This is a genomic window from Mycolicibacterium pallens, assembly GCF_019456675.1.
Lineage (GTDB): Bacteria > Actinomycetota > Actinomycetes > Mycobacteriales > Mycobacteriaceae > Mycobacterium > Mycobacterium crocinum.
In genome coordinates this window covers 2,066,764-2,084,978 of record NZ_CP080333.1, presented here as the reverse complement: position 1 = coordinate 2,084,978, position 18,215 = coordinate 2,066,764, and the positions used below count along the sequence as shown (strand labels likewise).

Here is an 18,215-nt window from a genome sequence, read left to right as displayed (position 1 = left end):
GCGAGCCAGACTACCGCTCGCTAAAGCCGCTGATGGGTTCGCCGCGCGGTGACCAGTCGACAACAACATTGTCGACGTGCCCCGGTGTTTTCCCACTATGCAGCAGCTGTAACAGCTGTTCACATGCGTCACGCGACCCTTGCGCGACGACCAGCACCCGGCCGTCGGCCTGGTTCTTCGCATAACCGGTCAGACCCAGCTCCAGCGCCCGCGACCGGGTCCACCAGCGGAAGCCCACGCCCTGGACGTGGCCGTGCACCCAGGCGGTCAGCCGGACGTCAGGATCGGCCAACGTCATCCACCTCGAAGCGGACCTCGGTGCCCGATTTGAGGGTGCGACCGACCGTGCACACCTGGTCGATCGCGCGGTTGACCACCACCACGAGGCGTTCGATCTCCTCGGCCGAGAGCCCGGACAGGTCGATCTCCAGCTTCTCCTCGAGCAGCGGGTAGCGCTCCTGGTCCCGGTCGGCGGGCCCGGAGACCCGGATCACCGCCGGATAGTCGTCACCCAGGCGGCGGCGCAGCGGCTGATCGCTGCTCAATCCGCTGCAGCCGGCCAGCGCGATCTTCAGCAATTCGCCGGGGGTGAACACACCCTCGTCGGTCTCCGAGCCGATCAGCACCTCGGCGCCGCGGCTGCTGCGCCCGGTGTAGCGGCGGATGCCGGTGCGTTCCACCCACAGGTCAGTCATGTGTCTCCTTGCGCCCAAACCGACATATGGCCGGAAAAGTACGAGTAAATCACTGCACAACGTCGATCTCGTTCGGTGTCACCGTCGGGGGCGGGGTTTGGCCGGTTTTGTTTGACACCGTGGACAGTAGAACGACGAGCGGTTCATGAACTTCTCGCGGCGGATCGCGGTGCCGCAGCGCGGGCAGGGCAGATCCTCGCGGCCGTAGACGTTCAGTGACCGGTCGAAGTACCCGGACTGCCCGTTGACGTTGACGTACAGCGAGTCGAACGACGTGCCGCCCTGGCCGAGTGCCTCGCGCATGACCTCGGTAGCCGCGTCGAGCAGCTCGCCAAGCTGGCGGCGGGTCAGGTTGGCGGCCAGCCGCGCCCCGTTGATCTTGGCGCGCCACAACGCCTCGTCGGCGTAGATGTTGCCGATTCCCGACACCACGGTCTGATCGAGGAGTTGCCGCTTGATCTCGGAGTGCTTGCGGCGCAACACCGTAACGACGGCATCGCGGTCGAACCGCGGGTCCAGCGGGTCGCGGGCGATATGGGCCACCGGCTCGGGTACCCGGCTGCCGTCGACGTCGACCAGGTCGGCCAGCTGCCACCCGCCGAACGTGCGCTGGTCGACGAAACTCAGCGCGGTGCCATCGTCGAGCAATGCCGCGATGCGCAGGTGATTGGTGTTGGGCACCGGCCCGAGCAGCATCTGTCCGCTCATCCCCAGATGCACGACTAAAGCGGTCTCGTCAGAGAGGTTGAGCCACAGGTACTTTCCACGCCGGTCGGTCCCGGTGATCTGCGCGTCGAGCAGCCGGGCGGTCAGATCGGCCGCGCCGGCCTCGTGCCTGCGCACGGCCCGCGGGTGGTGCACCCGCACCGCGGAGATCGACCGGCCCGCGACATGCGCCTGCAGACCGCGCCGGACGACCTCGACCTCGGGTAGTTCAGGCATCAGAACATTGAATACGACTGTGGCTCAAGCGTTGTCCAACGTATTCCAGGCCGCGGCGGCCGCCTTCTGCTCGGCTTCCTTCTTCGACCGGCCCACGCCGTGGCCGTACTCGGTGTCCATCACCATGACCACGGCGGTGAACTCCTTGTCGTGATCGGGCCCGGTCGAGGTGACCACGTAGGACGGCGGTCCCAGACTGCGCGACGCGGTGAGCTCCTGCAGGCTGGTTTTCCAGTCCAGGCCCGCGCCCAGGGTCGGGGCGGTGTCCAGCAGATTGCCGAACAACCGCAGAATCACCTCCCTCGCAACGTCGATGCCGTGCTGCAGATACACCGCGCCCAGTAGTGACTCCATGCCATCGGCGAGAATGCTGGACTTGTCGGCCCCGCCGGTGTTGACTTCGCCGCGGCCCAGGAGCAGGTGTGCGCCCAGCCCCTCGTCGGTGAGGCCGCGTCCCACGTCGGCCAGCGCCTGGGTGTTGACGATGCTGGCGCGCAGCTTGGCCAGGTCACCTTCGGTGCGCTCCGGGTGGCGGTGGAACAGCTCATCGGTGATCGTCAGGCCGAGCACCGCATCGCCGAGGAATTCCAGCCGCTCATTGGTGGGCAGTCCGCCGTGCTCGTAGGCGTAGCTGCGATGCGTCAGCGCCAGCGTCAGCAAGTCTTCGGCCATGTCGACGCCCAATGCGGCCAGCAGGTTTTCGCGTGGTGGGCTCACGAAGTACCAGCCCCCGGCTCGGGGGCGTCGGGATCTTCGGCGGGGAACATGCCCGCCAACTTGGCAAACCGCGGATCGATCACGTCGTGCTGGTGATCCGGTTCGGCGCTGAGTGAGACACCGCACTGCGGGCACAGACCCGGGCAGTCGTCCGAGCACACCGGGGCGAACGGCAGGGCGAGCCCGACGGCGTCGACGATCGACTGTTCGAGGTCGATGGTCTGGTCGATGACGTGGCCGACTTCGTCTTCCTCGGTGGTCGATTCCGTGGCGCTGTCGGGGTAGGCGAACAGTTCGGTCAACGAGATCTCGACATCACCGGTGACCTCGGTCAGGCAGCGTGAGCACTCACCGCGGGTCGGCGCGTACACCGTGCCGGTGACCAGAACGCCCTCCGATACCGATTCCAGCCGCAAGTCCAGGGTCAGGTCCGCACCGCGTTCGATCGCGATCAGGTCCAGTCCAATGCGCGACGGACTGGGCACGGTCTCGTGCAACTCCAGCATGGCTCCGGGGCGCCGGCCCAACCGGGAGATGTCGAATACGAGCGGCGACCGTGACTTGTGCTTTGCGTGAGCACTGTTCAGCGTCGCCATAATCCGATCTTAAAACCCGGCGCGGTGCGAATCAGCCGGTAGGCACGGGTCGCGCCGATCAGCGCTGTACGTAATCGTGTGTTCCGGCGGCGGTGCGCAGCTGATGACGACCGCGGCTCACCGAGCGCAGGGTGCCGTTGAGGTAGTCCTCGAACTGGGCGAGCTTGTTGTCGACGTAGATGTCGCACTCGCCGCGCAGCCGGTCGGCTTCCGCGTGGGCGGTGTCGATCAGTCGAGTCGACTCGGCGTTGGCCGCCTGCACGACCTCGGTCTGCGAGACCAGGCGCTGCTGCTCCTTGATGCCTTCCTGCACGGCCTTCTCGTAGGAGATGTTGCCGTTCTCCACAAGCCGGTCGGCCTCGGCCTTGGCCCTGCTGGTGGCCGCCTCGTACTCCCGCTTGGCCGTGGCCGCCAGGCGTCCGGACTCCTCGCGGGCCTCGGCGACCATCCGCTCGCTGTGCTGGCGGGCCTCGGCCACCATCCGGTCGGCCTGGGATTTGGCTTCGGCCAGCAACCGGTCGGCCTCGGCGCGCGCATGACTCAGCAGCGAGTCGGCCTCGGCGGTCGAGTTCGACACCATCGAGTCGGAGTGCTCCTTGGCCTCGCGCAGCAGCGAGTCGCGGGCGTCCAACACATCCTGAGCGTCGTCGAGTTCGCCGGGGATGGCGTCCTTGATGTCGTCGATGAGCTCCAGCACGTCACCGCGCGGAACCACGCAACCAGCCGTCATCGGAACGCCGCGGGCCTCTTCGACAATCGCGCTCAACTCGTCGAGTGCTTCAAAAACTCGGTACACGGCGCCGCCCTCCTGGCGTAGTTGGTAGTGACCAGTGTGCCTGGTGTTACGCCTGTGACTGCGGTGGCGGGCCGGTGTGTCGGAAAGACTTTTTTGCTAACCGCACCGGTCAGAGGGCGTCCCGCCGGTGATTATGTCGGCCTGACGCCCCCTGCGGTGCAATTCCGTCGCTACTTGAGGGCCGCCGCGATCACGTCGCGGGCGCGGTCGAGCATCGAGGCGAACGGGCCGACCGCGAAATTCAGCTTCGCCGATTCGACACCGGGATGCGGACGGGTCGGTGCGATCGCCTGGGCTGCGCGTACCGCGCCCACCATCCGCTCCAGGTCCGGCGCGTCCAGTTCGGACTGCAGCTTGTTGAACTCCTCGTTCTCCTCGTGTTCGGCGTGCTCGATCACCGCGTCGCGGAACTTGGCGAGCTCGTCGAGGAACTCCTTGGAGTCGATGTCCATCTTCTCCAGCGCGGAGAGTTGCTCCTTGGCCTCATGCTCCTCGTTGAGCCGGGCGTCGACGATGCTGTCGCCGTCGGTCACCTCCATCCGCGCCCGCGGATGAACGACCATCTCTTCGGCGGTTTCGTGGACGGCCAGGAGCTGCCGCAGGTCGACGAACGCCTTCTCCCTGGCCTTGGAATCCGAGGCGTGCAATACCTCGTCGAACATGTCCTTGATCAGGTTGTGCTGATCCTTGAGGAAGTCGACGACGTCGGTCGTGGACTGTACGAATGTTTCAACCACAGCAATACCTCCGCTGCATTGGGGCTTGTCGGCGCGGGGCTGTGCGCCAACCACGCGATACCCGGGGCACCTCGGCCCAAAACGTCAGCGGTCGCGATCGGCCAGCTTGGCCTGCAGGCGACGGTTCACCGACTCCGGCAGCAGCGCTGACACGTCACCGCCCAAGGTGGCGACTTCTTTGGCCAGCGACGAGGAGACGAACGAATACTGCGGTGTGGTGGCTACGAAGAAGGTGTCCACCCCGGCGATGTGCTTGTTCATCTGGGCCATCTGCAGCTCGTACTCGAAATCGGTTCCGGTACGCAGACCTTTGACGATCGCGGTCAGCCCGCGCTGTTTGACGAAGTCGACGACCAGGCCCTGGCCGGACTCGGCGCGCAGGTTCGGCAGATGCGCGCATGCTTCGTCGATCATCGCGATCCGCTCGTCGATATCGAACATCCCCGACTTCTTGGGGTTGATCAGCACGGCGACGATCACCTCGTCGAATTGCGCTGCGGCCCGCTCGAAGACGTCGATATGACCCAGCGTCACCGGATCGAACGATCCCGGGCATACCGCGCCACTCATAGCGGATGACGCTAGCAGGCCGCGATCTCGATGCGGGTATCTCCGTAGCGCCTGGCGTCCCATGGCGTCCACCCCGGCGGCCAGGTGATTTCCGGGGATGACGCCGGCCGCTCGATCACGACCACGCACTCCGACCGCAGCCAGCCGCCCTGCTCCAGACTCTCCAGCAATGCTTCGATCTCGGCGGTCGACACCCCGTACGGCGGGTCGGCCAGCACCAAGTCCACCGGCCGATCGGACCCGGCCGCCAGAACCGTCGCGACCGCACCGCGTCGCACCGTCGCACCCGTCAGTCCGAGGGTTTCGATATTGCGTTTGATGACAGTGACTGCGCGCGAATCACTTTCGACGAAGAGCGCGGACGACGCACCACGCGACAGGGCTTCGAGACCGAGTGCGCCAGACCCGGCGTAGAGGTCGAGCACCCGAAGACCGTCGAAGTCCCGGCGCGCGGCAAGGACATTGAACAGCGCCTCACGCACCCGGTCGGTCGTCGGCCGGGTACCCCGCGGCGGCACCTCGAGGCGCCGGCCGCCGGCGCTGCCCCCGACGATGCGGGTCAGGCCGATCCCCCGGTCAATCCCTCCGAACCGATCACCACCAGCAGGTCGCCACCTTCGACCTGGGCGGTGCTGCCGACGGCGACGCGGGTGACGGTGCCACTCTTTGGTGCGGTGATGGCGGCTTCCATCTTCATCGCCTCGATGGTGGCGATGGTCTGACCCGCTTTGACCTTCTCGTCGACGCTGACCCCGACGGTGACCACCCCGGCGAACGGGGCGGCGACGTGATCGGCGTTGTTGCGGTCGGCCTTCTCGGCGGCCGGCACGGTTTCGGCGATGTTGTTGTCGCGCACCATAACCGGACGCAGCTGGCCGTTGATGATGCACATGACGGTGCGCATGCCGCGCTCGTCAGGCTCGGAGATGGCCTCCAGCCCGACGATCAGCTCGACGCCGCGCTCGATCTCGATGCGGTGCTCGTCGCCGTGGCGCAGGCCCGACCAGAACTGGTTGGCGCTCAGGCCCGAGGTGTCGCCGTACTCCTCACGATGCGCCTCGAATTCCCTGGTGGGACCGGGGAACAGCAGCCGGTTCAGCGCAGCTTGGCGGGCCGGACCGGGTTCGCCGAGCACCTTCTCGTCCTCGACCGACAGCGGCTGCTCCGGCTTGGCGGCGCCGCGGCCCTCCAATGCCTTGGTGCGCAACGGCTCTGGCCATCCGCCGGCCGGGTCCCCCAGCTCGCCGCGCAGGAACCCGATCACCGAGTCGGGGATGTCGTGACGGGCCGGGTCTTCGGCGAACTCCTCGGCGGTGATGTCCGCGCCGACCAGGGCCAGCGCCAGATCTCCGACCACCTTGCTCGACGGGGTGACCTTGACCAGCCGGCCCAGGATCCGGTCGGCGCCGGCGTAGGCGTCCTCGATGTCCTCGAAGCGTTCACCCAGGCCCAGCGCGATGGCCTGTGTGCGCAGGTTGGAAAGCTGGCCGCCGGGGATCTCGTGGTGGTACACCCGGCCGGTCGGCGCAGGCAGGCCGGCCTCGAACGGGGCGTACACCCGGCGCAGCAGTTCCCAGTACGGCTCCAGGTCGCACACCGCATCGAGGCTGATGCCGGTATCGAAGGGCGTGTGTGCCGCGGCGGCGACGATCGCCGACAGCGGCGGCTGGCTGGTGGTGCCCGACAGCGGGGCCGCGGCACCGTCGACCGCACTCGCCCCGGCATGCCAGGCCGCGGTATAGGTGGCCAGCTGACCGCCGGGGGTGTCGTGGGTGTGCACGTGCACCGGCAGGTCGAAGCGGCTGCGCAGCGCAGCGACCAGCGTGGCCGCCGCCGGCGGGCGCAGCAGCCCGGCCATGTCCTTGATCGCCAGTACGTGTGCGCCGGCGGAGACGATCTGCTCGGCCAGCCGCAGCCAGTAGTCCAGCGTGTACAGCGTTTCGGCGGGGTCGGACAGGTCACCGGTGTAGGACATCGCGACCTCGGCGACCGCCGAACCCGTCGCGCGTACCGCATCGATGGCCGGTCGCATCGACTCAACGTTGTTGAGCGCGTCGAAGATTCGGAAGATATCCACGCCGGTGCGGGCAGCCTCGTCGACAAAGGCGTGCGTCACAATCTCCGGATACGGGGTGTAGCCCACCGTGTTGCGGCCGCGCAGCAGCATCTGCAGGCAGATGTTCGGGATCGCCTCCCGCAGCGAGGCCAGCCGCTCCCACGGATCTTCCTTCAAAAACCGAAGCGCCACATCGTAAGTCGCGCCACCCCAGCATTCGATCGACAACAGCTCAGGGGTCATCCTGGCGATGTAGGGCGCGACTTTGAGCAATCCCGACGAGCGCACCCGTGTCGCCAGCAGCGACTGGTGGGCGTCGCGGAACGTCGTATCGGTCACGCCGATTGCGGGAGTTTCCTTGAGCCACTGGGCAAATCCCTGCGGGCCGAGTTCGTCAAGGCGCTGCTTGCTGCCCGGCGGTGGGGGTGCCGTGATGTCGATATCGGGCAGCTTGTCCTGCGGGTAGTACCGGGGCCGGTCGCGGTAGGGCGAGTTGACGGTCACCTCGGCCAGGAACTTCAACATCTTGGTGCCGCGGTCCGCCGAGGTGCGCGCGGTCAGCAATTCCGGGCGCTCGTCGATGAACGAGGTGGTGATCCGGCCGGCCTGAAAGTCCGGATCGTCCAGAACCGCTTGCAGGAACGGGATATTCGTGGACACACCGCGAATGCGGAACTCGGCCACCGCCCGCTTGGCCCGGGCCACCGCGGTCGGGAAATCACGACCGCGACAGGTCAGCTTGACCAGCATCGAGTCGAAGTGCGCAGCGACCTCGGCGCCGAGATGGGTTCCGCCGTCCAGGCGGATACCCGCCCCGCCCGGCGAACGGTAGGTGGTGATCCGGCCGGTGTCGGGCCGGAATCCGTTGGCCGGGTCCTCGGTGGTGATGCGGCACTGCAGGGCCGCACCGTGCGGTGCGATGGTCGCTTGGCTGAGCCCCAGATCGGTCAGCGACTCCCCCGACGCGATCCGCAGCTGCGCCGAGACCAGGTCGACATCAGTGATCTCCTCGGTCACGGTGTGCTCCACCTGGATCCGCGGATTCATCTCGATGAAGACGTGGCGCCCACGCTCGTCGAGCAGGAACTCGACGGTGCCGGCACAGGTGTAGCCGATGTGACGGGCGAAGGCCACGGCGTCCGCGCAGATCTGGTCGCGCAGATCGGGATCCAGGTTGGGTGCGGGCGCCAGCTCGATGACTTTCTGGTGTCTGCGCTGCACGCTGCAGTCACGTTCATAGAGGTGCATGACGTTGCCGTAGGTGTCGGCCAGAATCTGAACCTCGATATGGCGCGGGTTCACCACCGCCTGCTCGAGGAACACCGTGGCATCGCCGAACGCCGACTCGGCCTCGCGACTGGCGGCCTCGATGGCCTCGGGCAGCGCCGACGGCTCGGTGACCCGGCGCATCCCGCGGCCACCGCCACCGGCGACGGCCTTGACGAACAGCGGGAACTCCATCGACCGGGCGGCCTCGACCAACTCGTCCACCGAGGCCGACGGAGCCGAGGACGCCAGCACCGGCAGACCGGCATCCCGGGCCGCAGTGATCGCGCGCGCCTTGTTTCCGGTCAGCTCGAGGATCGAAGCATCGGGACCGACGAACGTGATCCCCGAAGCCGCGCACGCCGCCGCAAGTTCCGGATTCTCCGACAGGAAGCCGTAACCGGGATAAATCGCGTCGACGCCGGCGGCCTGAGCGGTAGCGACGATCTCCTCGACCGACAAATACGCCCGCACCGGATGCCCGATATCACCGATCTGATAGGACTCATCAGCCTTCAGTCGATGCAACGAATTGCGGTCCTCGTAAGGAAAGACCGCCACCGTTCCGATGCCCAGTTCGTACGCGGCGCGGAATGCTCGGATGGCGATCTCACCGCGATTGGCGACGAGGACTTTGGAAATCACCCGGAAACCCTACCCTTGTCGCCTCGCCCGCGCCCGGTGACTAGATGAGCGTGGACCAGTAGTTCCAGAACCGCACGAGGATCAGCAGAAGCAGAGCGGTGAACCACAGCGTCACCAGCGACCACCGCCAGGTGTAGAGCACCCGGGCCACCACATTGCCTGCCAACGGGCGCAACGCGATCGAGGAGACCACCACCAGCAGGGGCACGGTGACCGCCCAGACGACCATGCAGTACGGGCAGAGCGCGCCGATGCGGTACAGCGTCTGGAAGATCAGCCAGTGGATGAACACCACGCCCAACGCGGTGCCGATCATCAGTCCCGTCCAATACCACCGCGGCAGCCGCACGTTCGTCACCGCGAGGAGGCCGGTGACGACGACGACGGAGAACGCGGCGATGCCGATCAGCGGGTTGGGGAAGCCGAACGCCGACGCTTGCGGCGTGATCATCACCGAACCGCACGACAGCACCGGGTTGATGCTGCAGCTGGGCACATAGGCCGGGTTGACCAGGATCTCGATCTTCTCGATCGTCAGGGTGGCCGAGGAGATCAGGCCGATGACACCGGCGATCAGCACCCACCAGGCACTGGTCCGGCGCACCGCGACCCCAGCCGACGGGTCTTTCGACTCGACGGGTTCGGTCGGTTCGACCGGTGCCGGGGTCGCCACGCTCATGACGTCGGGGCCGGCGTGGGCGGGGTCGGGCTCTGCGGTGTCGGGGCGGCGTCCAGGCCGGGCACGTTGCCGACGACCGCCTTCACCTTGGCGATCAGGTCCTCCGGCGAGGCCGGGCTGATGTCTTGCCCGTTGAGCCGGATGGTCGGGGTGGCGGTGATCTTCGACGCCGCGGCCAGGCCCTCGACCATGTCGCTGTGCTTACCGGAGTTGATGCACTGCGGGACGCTGCCCGCCGCGCCGGCCTGCCGGGCGGTCTCGATCAGCGCCCTGTTGTCCGGCGCACTGCTCGAACCTTCTTCGGGCTGCTGGGCGAACAGCGCGCTGTGGAAGCGGACGAAGGCGTCCTTGTTCTCGTCGGCGACGCAGTAGGCCGCGTTGGCCGCACGCGTCGAATAGTTCTTGTTCGCCGAGGAGTTCAGGATCGCAACCATGTTGTAGTCGGCGGCGATGGCACCGGTCTCGATCAGCTTGCTGATCGTCGGGCCCATGACCTTCTCGAAGTCCCGGCAGTGCGGGCACTGGAAGTCCTCGTAGAGCGACAGGACCGCCTTCGGCTCGTCGGTGCCGTCCTTCTTGATCAGCTGGCTCGAGGTGATCCGGACCGCCTGCGCGTTGCCGGCCGCCGCGGTCTTCTTGTCGTGGCTCATCACGATGTAGAGCACCAGAGCGACGGCGAAGATGACGACGATCGCGGTCAGCCCCAGCTGGATAGCCAGGTTGCGCTTACGGTCCTGGGCTTTCAGGTCGTAGCGGGGGGTGCTTTTCTTGTTGGTGGCCACGGGTCAGCTGATCCTCGCTGTCAAGACTGCAGTGTTAGCGCCTCTAGAGTACCGGCGGCCCGTGTGGCGACTGATCAGGCGCGAGCGAGGTGCGCGCGCAGCGCCGAGATCATCTCAGCGTTGCACCGGCTGACCTGTCCGCCCAGCGCGTTGAGGTTCAGGAATGCATGGGTCATCGGGCCCATCTGCCTCGTGTCGACGGGCACCCCCGCTGCCTGCAGTTTTGCGGCGTACTGTTCGCCCTCGTCGCGCAGCGGGTCGAAGCCCGCGGTGACGACGAGCGCCGGTGCGAGCCCGCTGAAGTCGTCGGCCAGCAACGGCGACACCCGCGGATCGGTGATGTCGACGTCGGAGCCCTCGACGTAGGCGTCGGCGAACCAATCCATGTTGGCTTTCGACAGCAGGAAGCCGTCGGCGAACAGGGTGCGCGAGCGGGTCCCGCCGCGCAGGTCGGTGACCGGGTAGATCAGCCACTGCAGGCTGGGCTGCCGGCCGCCGCCATCGCGAGCGAGCTGGGCCACCACCGCCGCCAGGCAACCACCGGCGCTGTCGCCGCCGACGGCGATGCGGTCCGGATCAGCGCCCAGATCCGCGGCGTTCAACACCGCCCACAGGTAGGCGGCGTAGGCATCGTCGGCGGCGGCGGGCGCCTTGTGCTCGGGTGCCAGTCGGTAGTCGATCGCCAGAACGTGCACGCCGGCGTCCCGGCAGATGAGCCGGCAGGCCGAATCATGCGTTTCGAGGTCACCGAAAACGAATCCCCCACCGTGGTAGAAGACCAGCAGCGGCGCGCCGTCGGCGTCGGCGGGGCGATAGTGCCGGGCTGGAATGATCCCGGCCGGACCGGGGATGTCGATCGGGTCGATCGCAGCGACATGGACGTCGGCCTCATCGAGGCTCGCGGTCGCTTCCCGGTTCTGCCGCCGGGTGGCGATCGGATCACCGGTGACCGCGAGGCTGCTCATCCCCGTCGCCCGCTGGGCGGCCAGCATCATCTGGATGGACGGATCGAGGGTGTTTCCGTCGATCGTGATCGCGCGGCCACCCGATAGGAGCCGCTTGAGCGCGCTCGGCAGGTGTGGAATGAGCTTGACGCCGGCTCGGTTCACCACCGGCAGCGCCCGCTTCACGAATCGGCCCTTCGGAGTCCCGGACACGGTTTTCGTCATCTCCTCGGTTCTGGTGTGCAGACCGGTATCGCCGCAGCGTACGGGACCACGACTGCCGGCGACCGGCCAACCCCGCGCGCAGTCACCGGTTGACGAATCCGACAATTCGATCATTTCTCGGCGGCGGCGCGCCGGGCCTGCTCAGACGACATATCGCCGTGGGTACTATCGTCACCCGAAGTCGGTTGACCCGTAGCCGATTGCGACGGGTTCTGTCCCCGACTCACTTCGACTCCACAGACAGGTGACATGATGCCGGCGGCCGCGATCCCCACCGTCACGCTCAACGACGACAACATTCTCCCGGTTCTGGGCCTCGGCGTCGCCGAGCTGTCCGCCGCGGAGGCCGAGAGCGCGGTGGCCAGCGCCCTGGAGGTCGGGTACCGGCTGATCGACACCGACAAGGGCAATGAAGAGGCAGTCGGGCGCGCCATCGCCGCGTCGGGCATTGCCCGTGACGAACTGTTCATCTCCACCAAGCTCGCCACCGAGGATCAGGGTTTCCAGTCCTCGCAGGACGCGATCAGGGCCAGCGTGCAACGTCTCGGTCTGGAGTATGTGGACCTCTACCTGATGGACTGGCCCGCCGAGGCCAACGGCAAGTACATCGACGCCTGGGGCGGAATCATGCGGGCCCGTCAAGACGGCCTGATCAAGTCGATCGGTGTCGCGAACTTCACTGCCGAAAACCTCTCGGACATCATCGACTTGAGCTACTTCCCGCCGGTGGTCAACCTGGTCGAACTGCATCCGCTGCTGAATCAGTCCGAGCTGCGCGGTGTGCACGCCGGGCATTCGATCATCACCGGAGCGTCCATCCCGTTGGCTGAGAGCAAGCTGCTGGAACTGCCCGCGGTTGCGGAAATCGCTGCGGCTCATGGCAAGTCGGCAGCGCAGGTGCTGATCCGTTGGAGCCTGCAGCAGGGCGATATCGTCATTCCCCGCGGCACCGATCCGGCACAGATCGCCGGGAATGCCGACGTGTTCGACTTCGACCTCACGCCCGAGCAGATCGAGTCCCTGGGCGGGCTCGACGACGGGACCCGGTTCGTGCCGAATCCGGCAACCTAGGCCCCGCCGTCGATACCGCTGCGACTCAGGCGTCCAGCAGCCAGTCGTTCGGGCTGAACAACTCGCAGTGCACCTGCTCCTTCGCGATGCCGCGGGCGGTCAGCTGTGCGCGCACCGCCTGCACGAAACCATCGTTGCCGCACAGGTAGATCTCGGCGCCGTCGGCGATCTCGATGTCCTCGAGGTTCATCAGTCCCTCGTGAATCCTGGCGTTGTCACCGTCGACGCCTTCGGCATACCAGAGATCCAGGCTGCCGTCGGGCAGGATGTCGACCAGTTCGCGGTGCCGCTTGCGCAACGGGTGCGTCTCCTCACTGCGGTCGGCGTGCAGAACCTGCACCGGCGCCGTGTAGCCGTGTGCGACAAGGCATTCCAGGATTGAGACCATCGGCGTGATGCCGATACCGGCGGAGATCAACACCACGGGAGCGCCGCTGCGCGGCTCGGGCAGATCGCCGAACGGCACCGTGACGTCCAGCAGGTCACCGACCCGGACATTCGAGCGGATCCAGTTGGACACCTCGCCCGCCGGGCTCTGGTCGACGGCGTCGACCGGCTTGACCGCGAAGGTCAACTCGGCGGCACCCGGAGCGTTCACCAAGCTGTACTGACGCAGCTGACGCGCACCGTCGGGAAGTGTCACACCAACCGAAACATACTGCGCAGCAAAAGCGTTCGAGATTCCCTCAGCACCTACGGTCACCAGCACAGCCCCCGACGGGTCGTCTTCTCGGGCGGTGACCCGCAGCCGGCGGAAGACGTCGCCGGTGTCGACCCCGGCACGGGTGTAGAGCTCACGCTCCAACCCGATCAGCGTGTCGGCCATGATCCAGTACACCCGGTCCCACGCCGCGGCGACCTCGGCGGTCACCGTGTCGGCCCCCAGGATCTCGACGATCGCGGCGAACAGGTGCTCGTGCACGATCGGGTACTGGTCGGCGGTGACGCCCAGTGAGGCGTGCTTGTGGCCGATGCGCGAGAGCAGTTCGCTCGGGTGCGGCAGATCCGGATCGACCAGATGCGTCGCGAAGGTCGCGATCGACGCGGCCAGCGCGCGCTGCTGCGATCCCTGAGCCTGGTTGCCGCGGTTGAACAGGTTGCGCAGGAGTTCGGGATGTTGACCGAACATCCGCCGATAGAACGCCACCGTGATCTCATCGACGTGCGCGCCGACGAGCGGCAGTGTCGCCTTGATGATCTCGGCGTGCTCGGGCTCAAGTTCGTGAACCTCGGCCGCTTCGATTGCGGTGGTGGTCATTTCGGATCCTTTCACTTCAGTTGTAAAACGACGGGCAGCATCTGGCTGCCGACGAGGTCGGAGATGGTGTAGCGATCGAGTTCGGCGTAGAACGCCTCCTTGGCGTCGGCGAGCACTCGCCGCAGCCGGCAGCCCGCGATCAGCGGACACGCCGATTGCCCGGTGCAGTCGACGACTTCGCGGTCACCTTCGAGGCGGCGGACCAGCCAGCCGAGCGATGCGTCGCGCCCGGCTTCGGTGAGTTCGAGGCCACCGGTGCGGCCGCGGCGGGAATGCACCAGCCCCAGTTCGGTCAGTCGCGAGACCGCCTTGGCGACGTGATTCTCCGACGCGCCGGCGGCCGCGGCGACCGTTCTGGTGGTCACCCGCTGCTCGCGGGTCTGACCGGTCGCGAGCAGCATCATGGCCCGGAGGCCTAGGTCGGTAAACCGTGTGAGCTGCATGAACCTGACGGTAGTTTATTCCGCATCTGGAATGCGCATTTAACCGATGTGGGCTTGAATACACGAATCGGTGCGGATTTTTGACCTGCGAGGACGTTGGATTATGCCTCCGCGCTGCCGGCCAGCCACTCGTCCCAGGGCACGCTCCAGTCCCCGTTCTGCCATATCTGCAGCGGTTGTCCGCCGGTATTGCGAACTTCGACAACGTCTCCAGGCTGGGAGAAATCGTAGAACCACCGCGCGTTGCCCGTGTTGACGTTGAGGCAGCCGTGCGAAACGTTCGTATTGCCTTGCGCCCACACGGTGCTTTCCAGCTGGTGGATGTAGATCCCGTCCGTACTCAGGCGCACCGCGTAATGGATGGTCTCCTTGTACCCGAGGCGTGAGTTGATGGGCAGGCCGTAAGTTGAGGAGTCCATGACGACGGGATTGGCCTTGTCCATTACCGTATACGTCCCTGGTTGTGTCCAGAACGAAAAGGTCTGGTCGCCAACGGTTTCCGTCCCACCCATGCCCATGGAGGTGGGTATGGTGCGAACAAGCTGACCGTTGTTGTAGACCTGGATGGTCTTGGTGGAGTCGTCGGCGACAGAGACGTGCGCATCGCCGATAGCGAACGACACCTTGGTGTCTTCCTGGCCGTAGAGGCCCCCGCCGAGATTGGCTCCGTAGACGTTTGCCGCTGCCGACACTGTCGTTCCGGAGCGGTAATAGTGTTGCGGCCGCCAGTGAGCGTTCTGATCGTCTACCCAGTACCAGGAGCCTTGCACCGCAGGCTTTGTGGTCACCACGAGGCGACGCTGCGCGGCGGCACGGTCGGTGATGGGTTCGTCGAAGTGGGCGACCACGACGACACCCACACCGTAGGTGCCGCCTTCGGTCAGCTCCGCGCCCGAGGTGGTAGTCAACGTCACCTTGGTCTGGTTGCCTGGTGTGAGCGTGCTGAACGTCGACGTCTGCGTGGCGGGCACACCGCCGACACCGCGACTGTTCACCGTCAGCGTGTAGGTGCGCCCATAGCCGAGCGGCACGCTCGGCTTCCACACCTGGGCATCCGGAGTCAGGACACCCGGCACCGGCTTGTCCTCGTCGTTGGTCATCCGGACGTCGGTGAGAACGCCATCCGCCGCGGCCACCCGCACCGCCCCGAGCGGGTCGACACCGGCAGCGCCCGGGCCCGGCACGATCGTGATCCGCGCCGGCGCCGGAGGCGGAGCCGCCACAGTCGGCTCGGTGGTGGAACGACCGCCGATCCACCAGCCGAGAAGCACGGCGATCAGCACGATCGCGACGGTGGCACCAACGATGACAGGACGGCGGCGGACGGCCACGGCATGACTCCTCGAAAGTTCTTGCAGGGCAGGGATGAAGGGCGTCAGGCGGTCAGATCATGGGCGGCGGCATTGCCGAACTCGTCATCGACGAGTACCACGCTGCGTTCGGGTGAGTCGATCAGCGATGCAGCGATCGAGGCCCGGTACCCGGATCCGCAATGAACCCATACCTGCCCGCGCGGCACGTGGTCGAGCCGAGCGATCAACTCGTGCAGCGGAATGTTGACGGCTCCGGCGATATGACTGTCGTCGTATTCGTGGCGTTGCCGCACGTCGAGAACGGTGAGATCTTCCACGCCGTGGATCTTGGCCAGGTCGGCGAAGTCGGCGACGCGGTAGCCCGCCAGCGATTCGCCGTCCGCCAAAGCCGCGATATCGCCGGCGGCCGAGCCGGTTATGTTGTCGACACCGATGCGGGACAACTCCCGACGCGCCTTCAGGATCTGGTCGACATCGTCGCCGACGAGCGTCAGCGGGGCGCCCCAGGCGTAGAGCCAGCCCAGGTAGGTCACGAATTGGGTGGACAGTTCGAATCCCATCGTGCCCGACAGGTGTCGGGCAGCGAACGCCGTGCGGCTGCGGAGGTCGACGACCCATTCGCCCGCGTCGATACGGCGGCGCAGTTCTGCGGCGTCGACCGGTTCGGGTAGCGACAGGTCGACCGGCGCGGGACCGTCGGCGTTGATGACGCCCATGTGGGCGTAGTACGCGGGATAGTCGGACAGGCCGGCGATCAGCTGATCGACATAGGTCTGTTCGTCGTTGGTCAACGCCGGGTTGGTGGTGCGCTCCTGGGCGATCGTCGACGAGTCGCCGCTGGCCGGGCTGGCCGAGCAGAAGCTGCCGAACCCGTGCGTGGGATAGATCTGCACATCGTCGGTGAGTTCGGCGGCCAACCGGCGCACGGAGTGGAACTGCGCGTGCGTCAACTCCTTGGTGTATTCGGCGCCGATCAAATCGGTGCGCCCGGTGGTGCCGTGCAGCATCGAACCGCCGGTGAAGACCCCCGCCGCTTTACCGGCCGCATCGTGGAGCACGTAGCTGACGTGGTGATGGGTGTGGCCTGGCGTGTGCATCACCGAAAAACGGAACGGGCCCACGTCGATGACGTCACCATCGCCGACGGCGCGGCGGTCGTAGCCCACGTCGTCGCCGGCTGCCACGACGTATTCCGCGTCGACCGTGCGCGCCAACTCGAGCCCACCGGTGATGTAGTCGTTGTGGATGTGCGTCTCCAAGACGTGGGTGATCGTTGCGCCGCGGTCGGCGGCCAGCTCCAGAACGCGGTCGATGTCACGTTGCGGGTCGATGACGGCAGCCACGTTGTCCTCGCAGACCAGGTAACTGCGATCGCCCAATCCCGACGTGTCGATGATGGTGACGTCCATGTTTGTTTCCTCCGTTCGAATGTGTTCCGTGCGGCCGTGCGCGTCAGCGCAGCCAGAGGGTGTCGACGACGACGAACGCCGCGACGGCGAAAACCAGTACGGCGAACCACCGCTGCAGCCGGCCGGTGTACAGGCGGGTGCCTAGGTGTCCGGCGGCCAGTGACGCGGTGGTCGCGGTGGCCGCGAACGCAGCCGCCACGGTCCAATTGATGTGCAGGCCCTGCAGGTGCGACACGACTCCGGCGGCTGAATTGGCCACAATGATCAGCAATGAGGTGCCGACGGCGACGGGCATCTCGACACCAAGCATGAGCACGAGGGCAGGAATGATCAGGAATCCGCCGCCAACGCCGAAGAGGCCCGTGAGCAATCCCACCGTTGCGCCTGCCGGGATGGACCGCGGTGCGCATCGCTGCCAGTCGATACCGCCGGCGGTATCGCACGCTGTGCCGGTTGACCCGTCCTCCCTCAGCATCCGGACCCCGGCCAGCACCATCACCGCGGCGAAGCCGAGCAGCAGCGCCGACTGAGGCAGGTGCGACCCGAGCGCCGAACCGGCGAATGTGGCCGGAATTCCCGCCGCGGCGAACACCGCCGCCAGCCGCCACTCGACGTGGCGTGCCCGAACCTTCGGCAGAGCACCCACCGCCGAGGCGATACCGATCACCAGCAGTGACACCGGAATCGCCTGCGCCATGTCGAGTCCCACGGCGTACACCAATGCCGGCACGGCCAGGATGGAGCCGCCGCCGCCAAGCAGGCCCAGCAGCACTCCGATAATCGTGCCGAATAGCAGGGCTAGCGCGATCGTCATGGTGGCCTTGCAGTGTCAACCCGGTATGACGGGGAACTCATCCGACATGCCCGCCGTCGCCAGCCCAGGAGCCCCCCGCTCATCGCCCCGTCGGGCAGCCAAACTCTGTAAGCGATTGCGCATCAACATGATTGATACGGGTCTCACGCTCATGACAGTTTCCCCTTGTCGATCCGGTTATCGGCTACTCATCCAAACCTGCTGTCGACCTACATACCCCAGTAGGTATATTTCAATCATGTACCGACAATGAGATC

The 18,215-nt window shown here is 66.4% G+C and carries 19 protein-coding genes; 1 reads left to right on the top strand and 18 read right to left on the bottom strand.

The features are described 5' to 3' along the window. Positions 1-10: 10 nt before the first annotated feature. The 13 genes from K0O64_RS10290 to K0O64_RS10230 all read right to left on the bottom strand — a co-directional run bounded on the left by K0O64_RS10290 (position 11) and on the right by K0O64_RS10230 (position 11,650). Entirely contained in the window at positions 11-292 is a 282-nt protein-coding gene (locus tag K0O64_RS10290) for an acylphosphatase (RefSeq protein WP_174714115.1), read from the bottom strand. Beyond that, positions 279-695, bottom strand: coding sequence for an OsmC family protein (locus tag K0O64_RS10285; protein WP_096311046.1), 417 nt, complete (start codon positions 693-695; stop codon positions 279-281). The genes K0O64_RS10290 and K0O64_RS10285 overlap by 14 nt, the downstream gene beginning before the upstream one ends. Before the next feature lie 78 nt (positions 696-773). Further along, positions 774-1,637 (bottom strand): DNA-formamidopyrimidine glycosylase, encoded by an 864-nt coding sequence (mutM, locus tag K0O64_RS10280; protein WP_096311045.1) that lies wholly within the window; start codon positions 1,635-1,637, stop codon positions 774-776. Between the two features lie 24 nt (positions 1,638-1,661). Then, entirely contained in the window at positions 1,662-2,309 is a 648-nt protein-coding gene (gene rnc, locus K0O64_RS10275; RefSeq protein WP_396931997.1) for a ribonuclease III, read from the bottom strand. 41 nt (positions 2,310-2,350) lie between these two features. Beyond that, positions 2,351-2,950 carry a YceD family protein gene (locus K0O64_RS10270; RefSeq protein ID WP_096311043.1) on the bottom strand — a complete coding sequence of 200 codons (600 nt, stop codon included), beginning with the start codon at positions 2,948-2,950 and terminating at the stop codon, positions 2,351-2,353. A gap of 58 nt (positions 2,951-3,008) precedes the next feature. Then, the gene (gene sepIVA / locus K0O64_RS10265; RefSeq protein WP_071946266.1) at positions 3,009-3,746 is read right to left on the bottom strand and encodes a cell division protein SepIVA; all 738 of its coding nucleotides are present in this window, start codon (positions 3,744-3,746) and stop codon (positions 3,009-3,011) included. Between the two features lie 170 nt (positions 3,747-3,916). Next, positions 3,917-4,483: a hemerythrin domain-containing protein gene (locus tag K0O64_RS10260; RefSeq protein WP_096311042.1), complete on the bottom strand. Its 567-nt coding sequence runs from the start codon at positions 4,481-4,483 to the stop codon at positions 3,917-3,919. An 84-nt stretch (positions 4,484-4,567) separates the two neighbouring features. Further along, positions 4,568-5,053 (bottom strand): pantetheine-phosphate adenylyltransferase, encoded by a 486-nt coding sequence (gene coaD, locus K0O64_RS10255; protein ID WP_096311041.1) that lies wholly within the window; start codon positions 5,051-5,053, stop codon positions 4,568-4,570. Between the two features lie 11 nt (positions 5,054-5,064). After that, positions 5,065-5,616, bottom strand: a complete 552-nt coding sequence (gene rsmD / locus K0O64_RS10250; RefSeq protein WP_096312783.1) for a 16S rRNA (guanine(966)-N(2))-methyltransferase RsmD — start codon at positions 5,614-5,616, stop codon at positions 5,065-5,067. Beyond that, complete coding sequence (locus tag K0O64_RS10245) at positions 5,613-9,020, bottom strand: pyruvate carboxylase (RefSeq protein ID WP_096311040.1); 3,408 nt, start codon at positions 9,018-9,020, stop codon at positions 5,613-5,615. Before K0O64_RS10245 ends, rsmD begins: the two co-directional genes overlap by 4 nt. Positions 9,021-9,060: 40 nt before the next feature. Continuing rightward, entirely contained in the window at positions 9,061-9,699 is a 639-nt protein-coding gene (locus tag K0O64_RS10240) for a vitamin K epoxide reductase family protein (protein ID WP_071946300.1), read from the bottom strand. Next, entirely contained in the window at positions 9,696-10,481 is a 786-nt protein-coding gene (locus K0O64_RS10235) for a DsbA family protein (protein ID WP_096311039.1), read from the bottom strand. The genes K0O64_RS10240 and K0O64_RS10235 overlap by 4 nt, the downstream gene beginning before the upstream one ends. Positions 10,482-10,555: 74 nt before the next feature. Continuing rightward, positions 10,556-11,650 (bottom strand): alpha/beta hydrolase, encoded by a 1,095-nt coding sequence (locus K0O64_RS10230; protein ID WP_096312782.1) that lies wholly within the window; start codon positions 11,648-11,650, stop codon positions 10,556-10,558. A 249-nt stretch (positions 11,651-11,899) separates the two neighbouring features. Between K0O64_RS10230 and K0O64_RS10225 the strand changes: the two genes are divergently transcribed. Further along, entirely contained in the window at positions 11,900-12,721 is an 822-nt protein-coding gene (locus K0O64_RS10225; protein ID WP_096311038.1) for an aldo/keto reductase, read from the top strand. Between the two features lie 25 nt (positions 12,722-12,746). Here K0O64_RS10225 and K0O64_RS10220 read toward each other — a convergent pair whose 3' ends face one another. From K0O64_RS10220 to K0O64_RS10200, 5 genes are all read right to left on the bottom strand, one after another. Beyond that, positions 12,747-13,979 carry a globin domain-containing protein gene (locus tag K0O64_RS10220; protein WP_096311037.1) on the bottom strand — a complete coding sequence of 411 codons (1,233 nt, stop codon included), beginning with the start codon at positions 13,977-13,979 and terminating at the stop codon, positions 12,747-12,749. Positions 13,980-13,990: 11 nt separating this feature from the next. Beyond that, positions 13,991-14,422, bottom strand: coding sequence for an RrF2 family transcriptional regulator (locus K0O64_RS10215; protein WP_096311036.1), 432 nt, complete (start codon positions 14,420-14,422; stop codon positions 13,991-13,993). A 101-nt stretch (positions 14,423-14,523) separates the two neighbouring features. After that, the gene (locus tag K0O64_RS10210; protein WP_096311035.1) at positions 14,524-15,753 is read right to left on the bottom strand and encodes a L,D-transpeptidase; all 1,230 of its coding nucleotides are present in this window, start codon (positions 15,751-15,753) and stop codon (positions 14,524-14,526) included. A 44-nt stretch (positions 15,754-15,797) separates the two neighbouring features. Next, positions 15,798-17,144, bottom strand: a complete 1,347-nt coding sequence (locus K0O64_RS10205; RefSeq protein WP_096311034.1) for an MBL fold metallo-hydrolase — start codon at positions 17,142-17,144, stop codon at positions 15,798-15,800. Positions 17,145-17,187: 43 nt separating this feature from the next. Continuing rightward, positions 17,188-17,958, bottom strand: coding sequence for a sulfite exporter TauE/SafE family protein (locus K0O64_RS10200; RefSeq protein WP_096311033.1), 771 nt, complete (start codon positions 17,956-17,958; stop codon positions 17,188-17,190). Between the last annotated feature and the right edge of the window lie 257 nt (positions 17,959-18,215).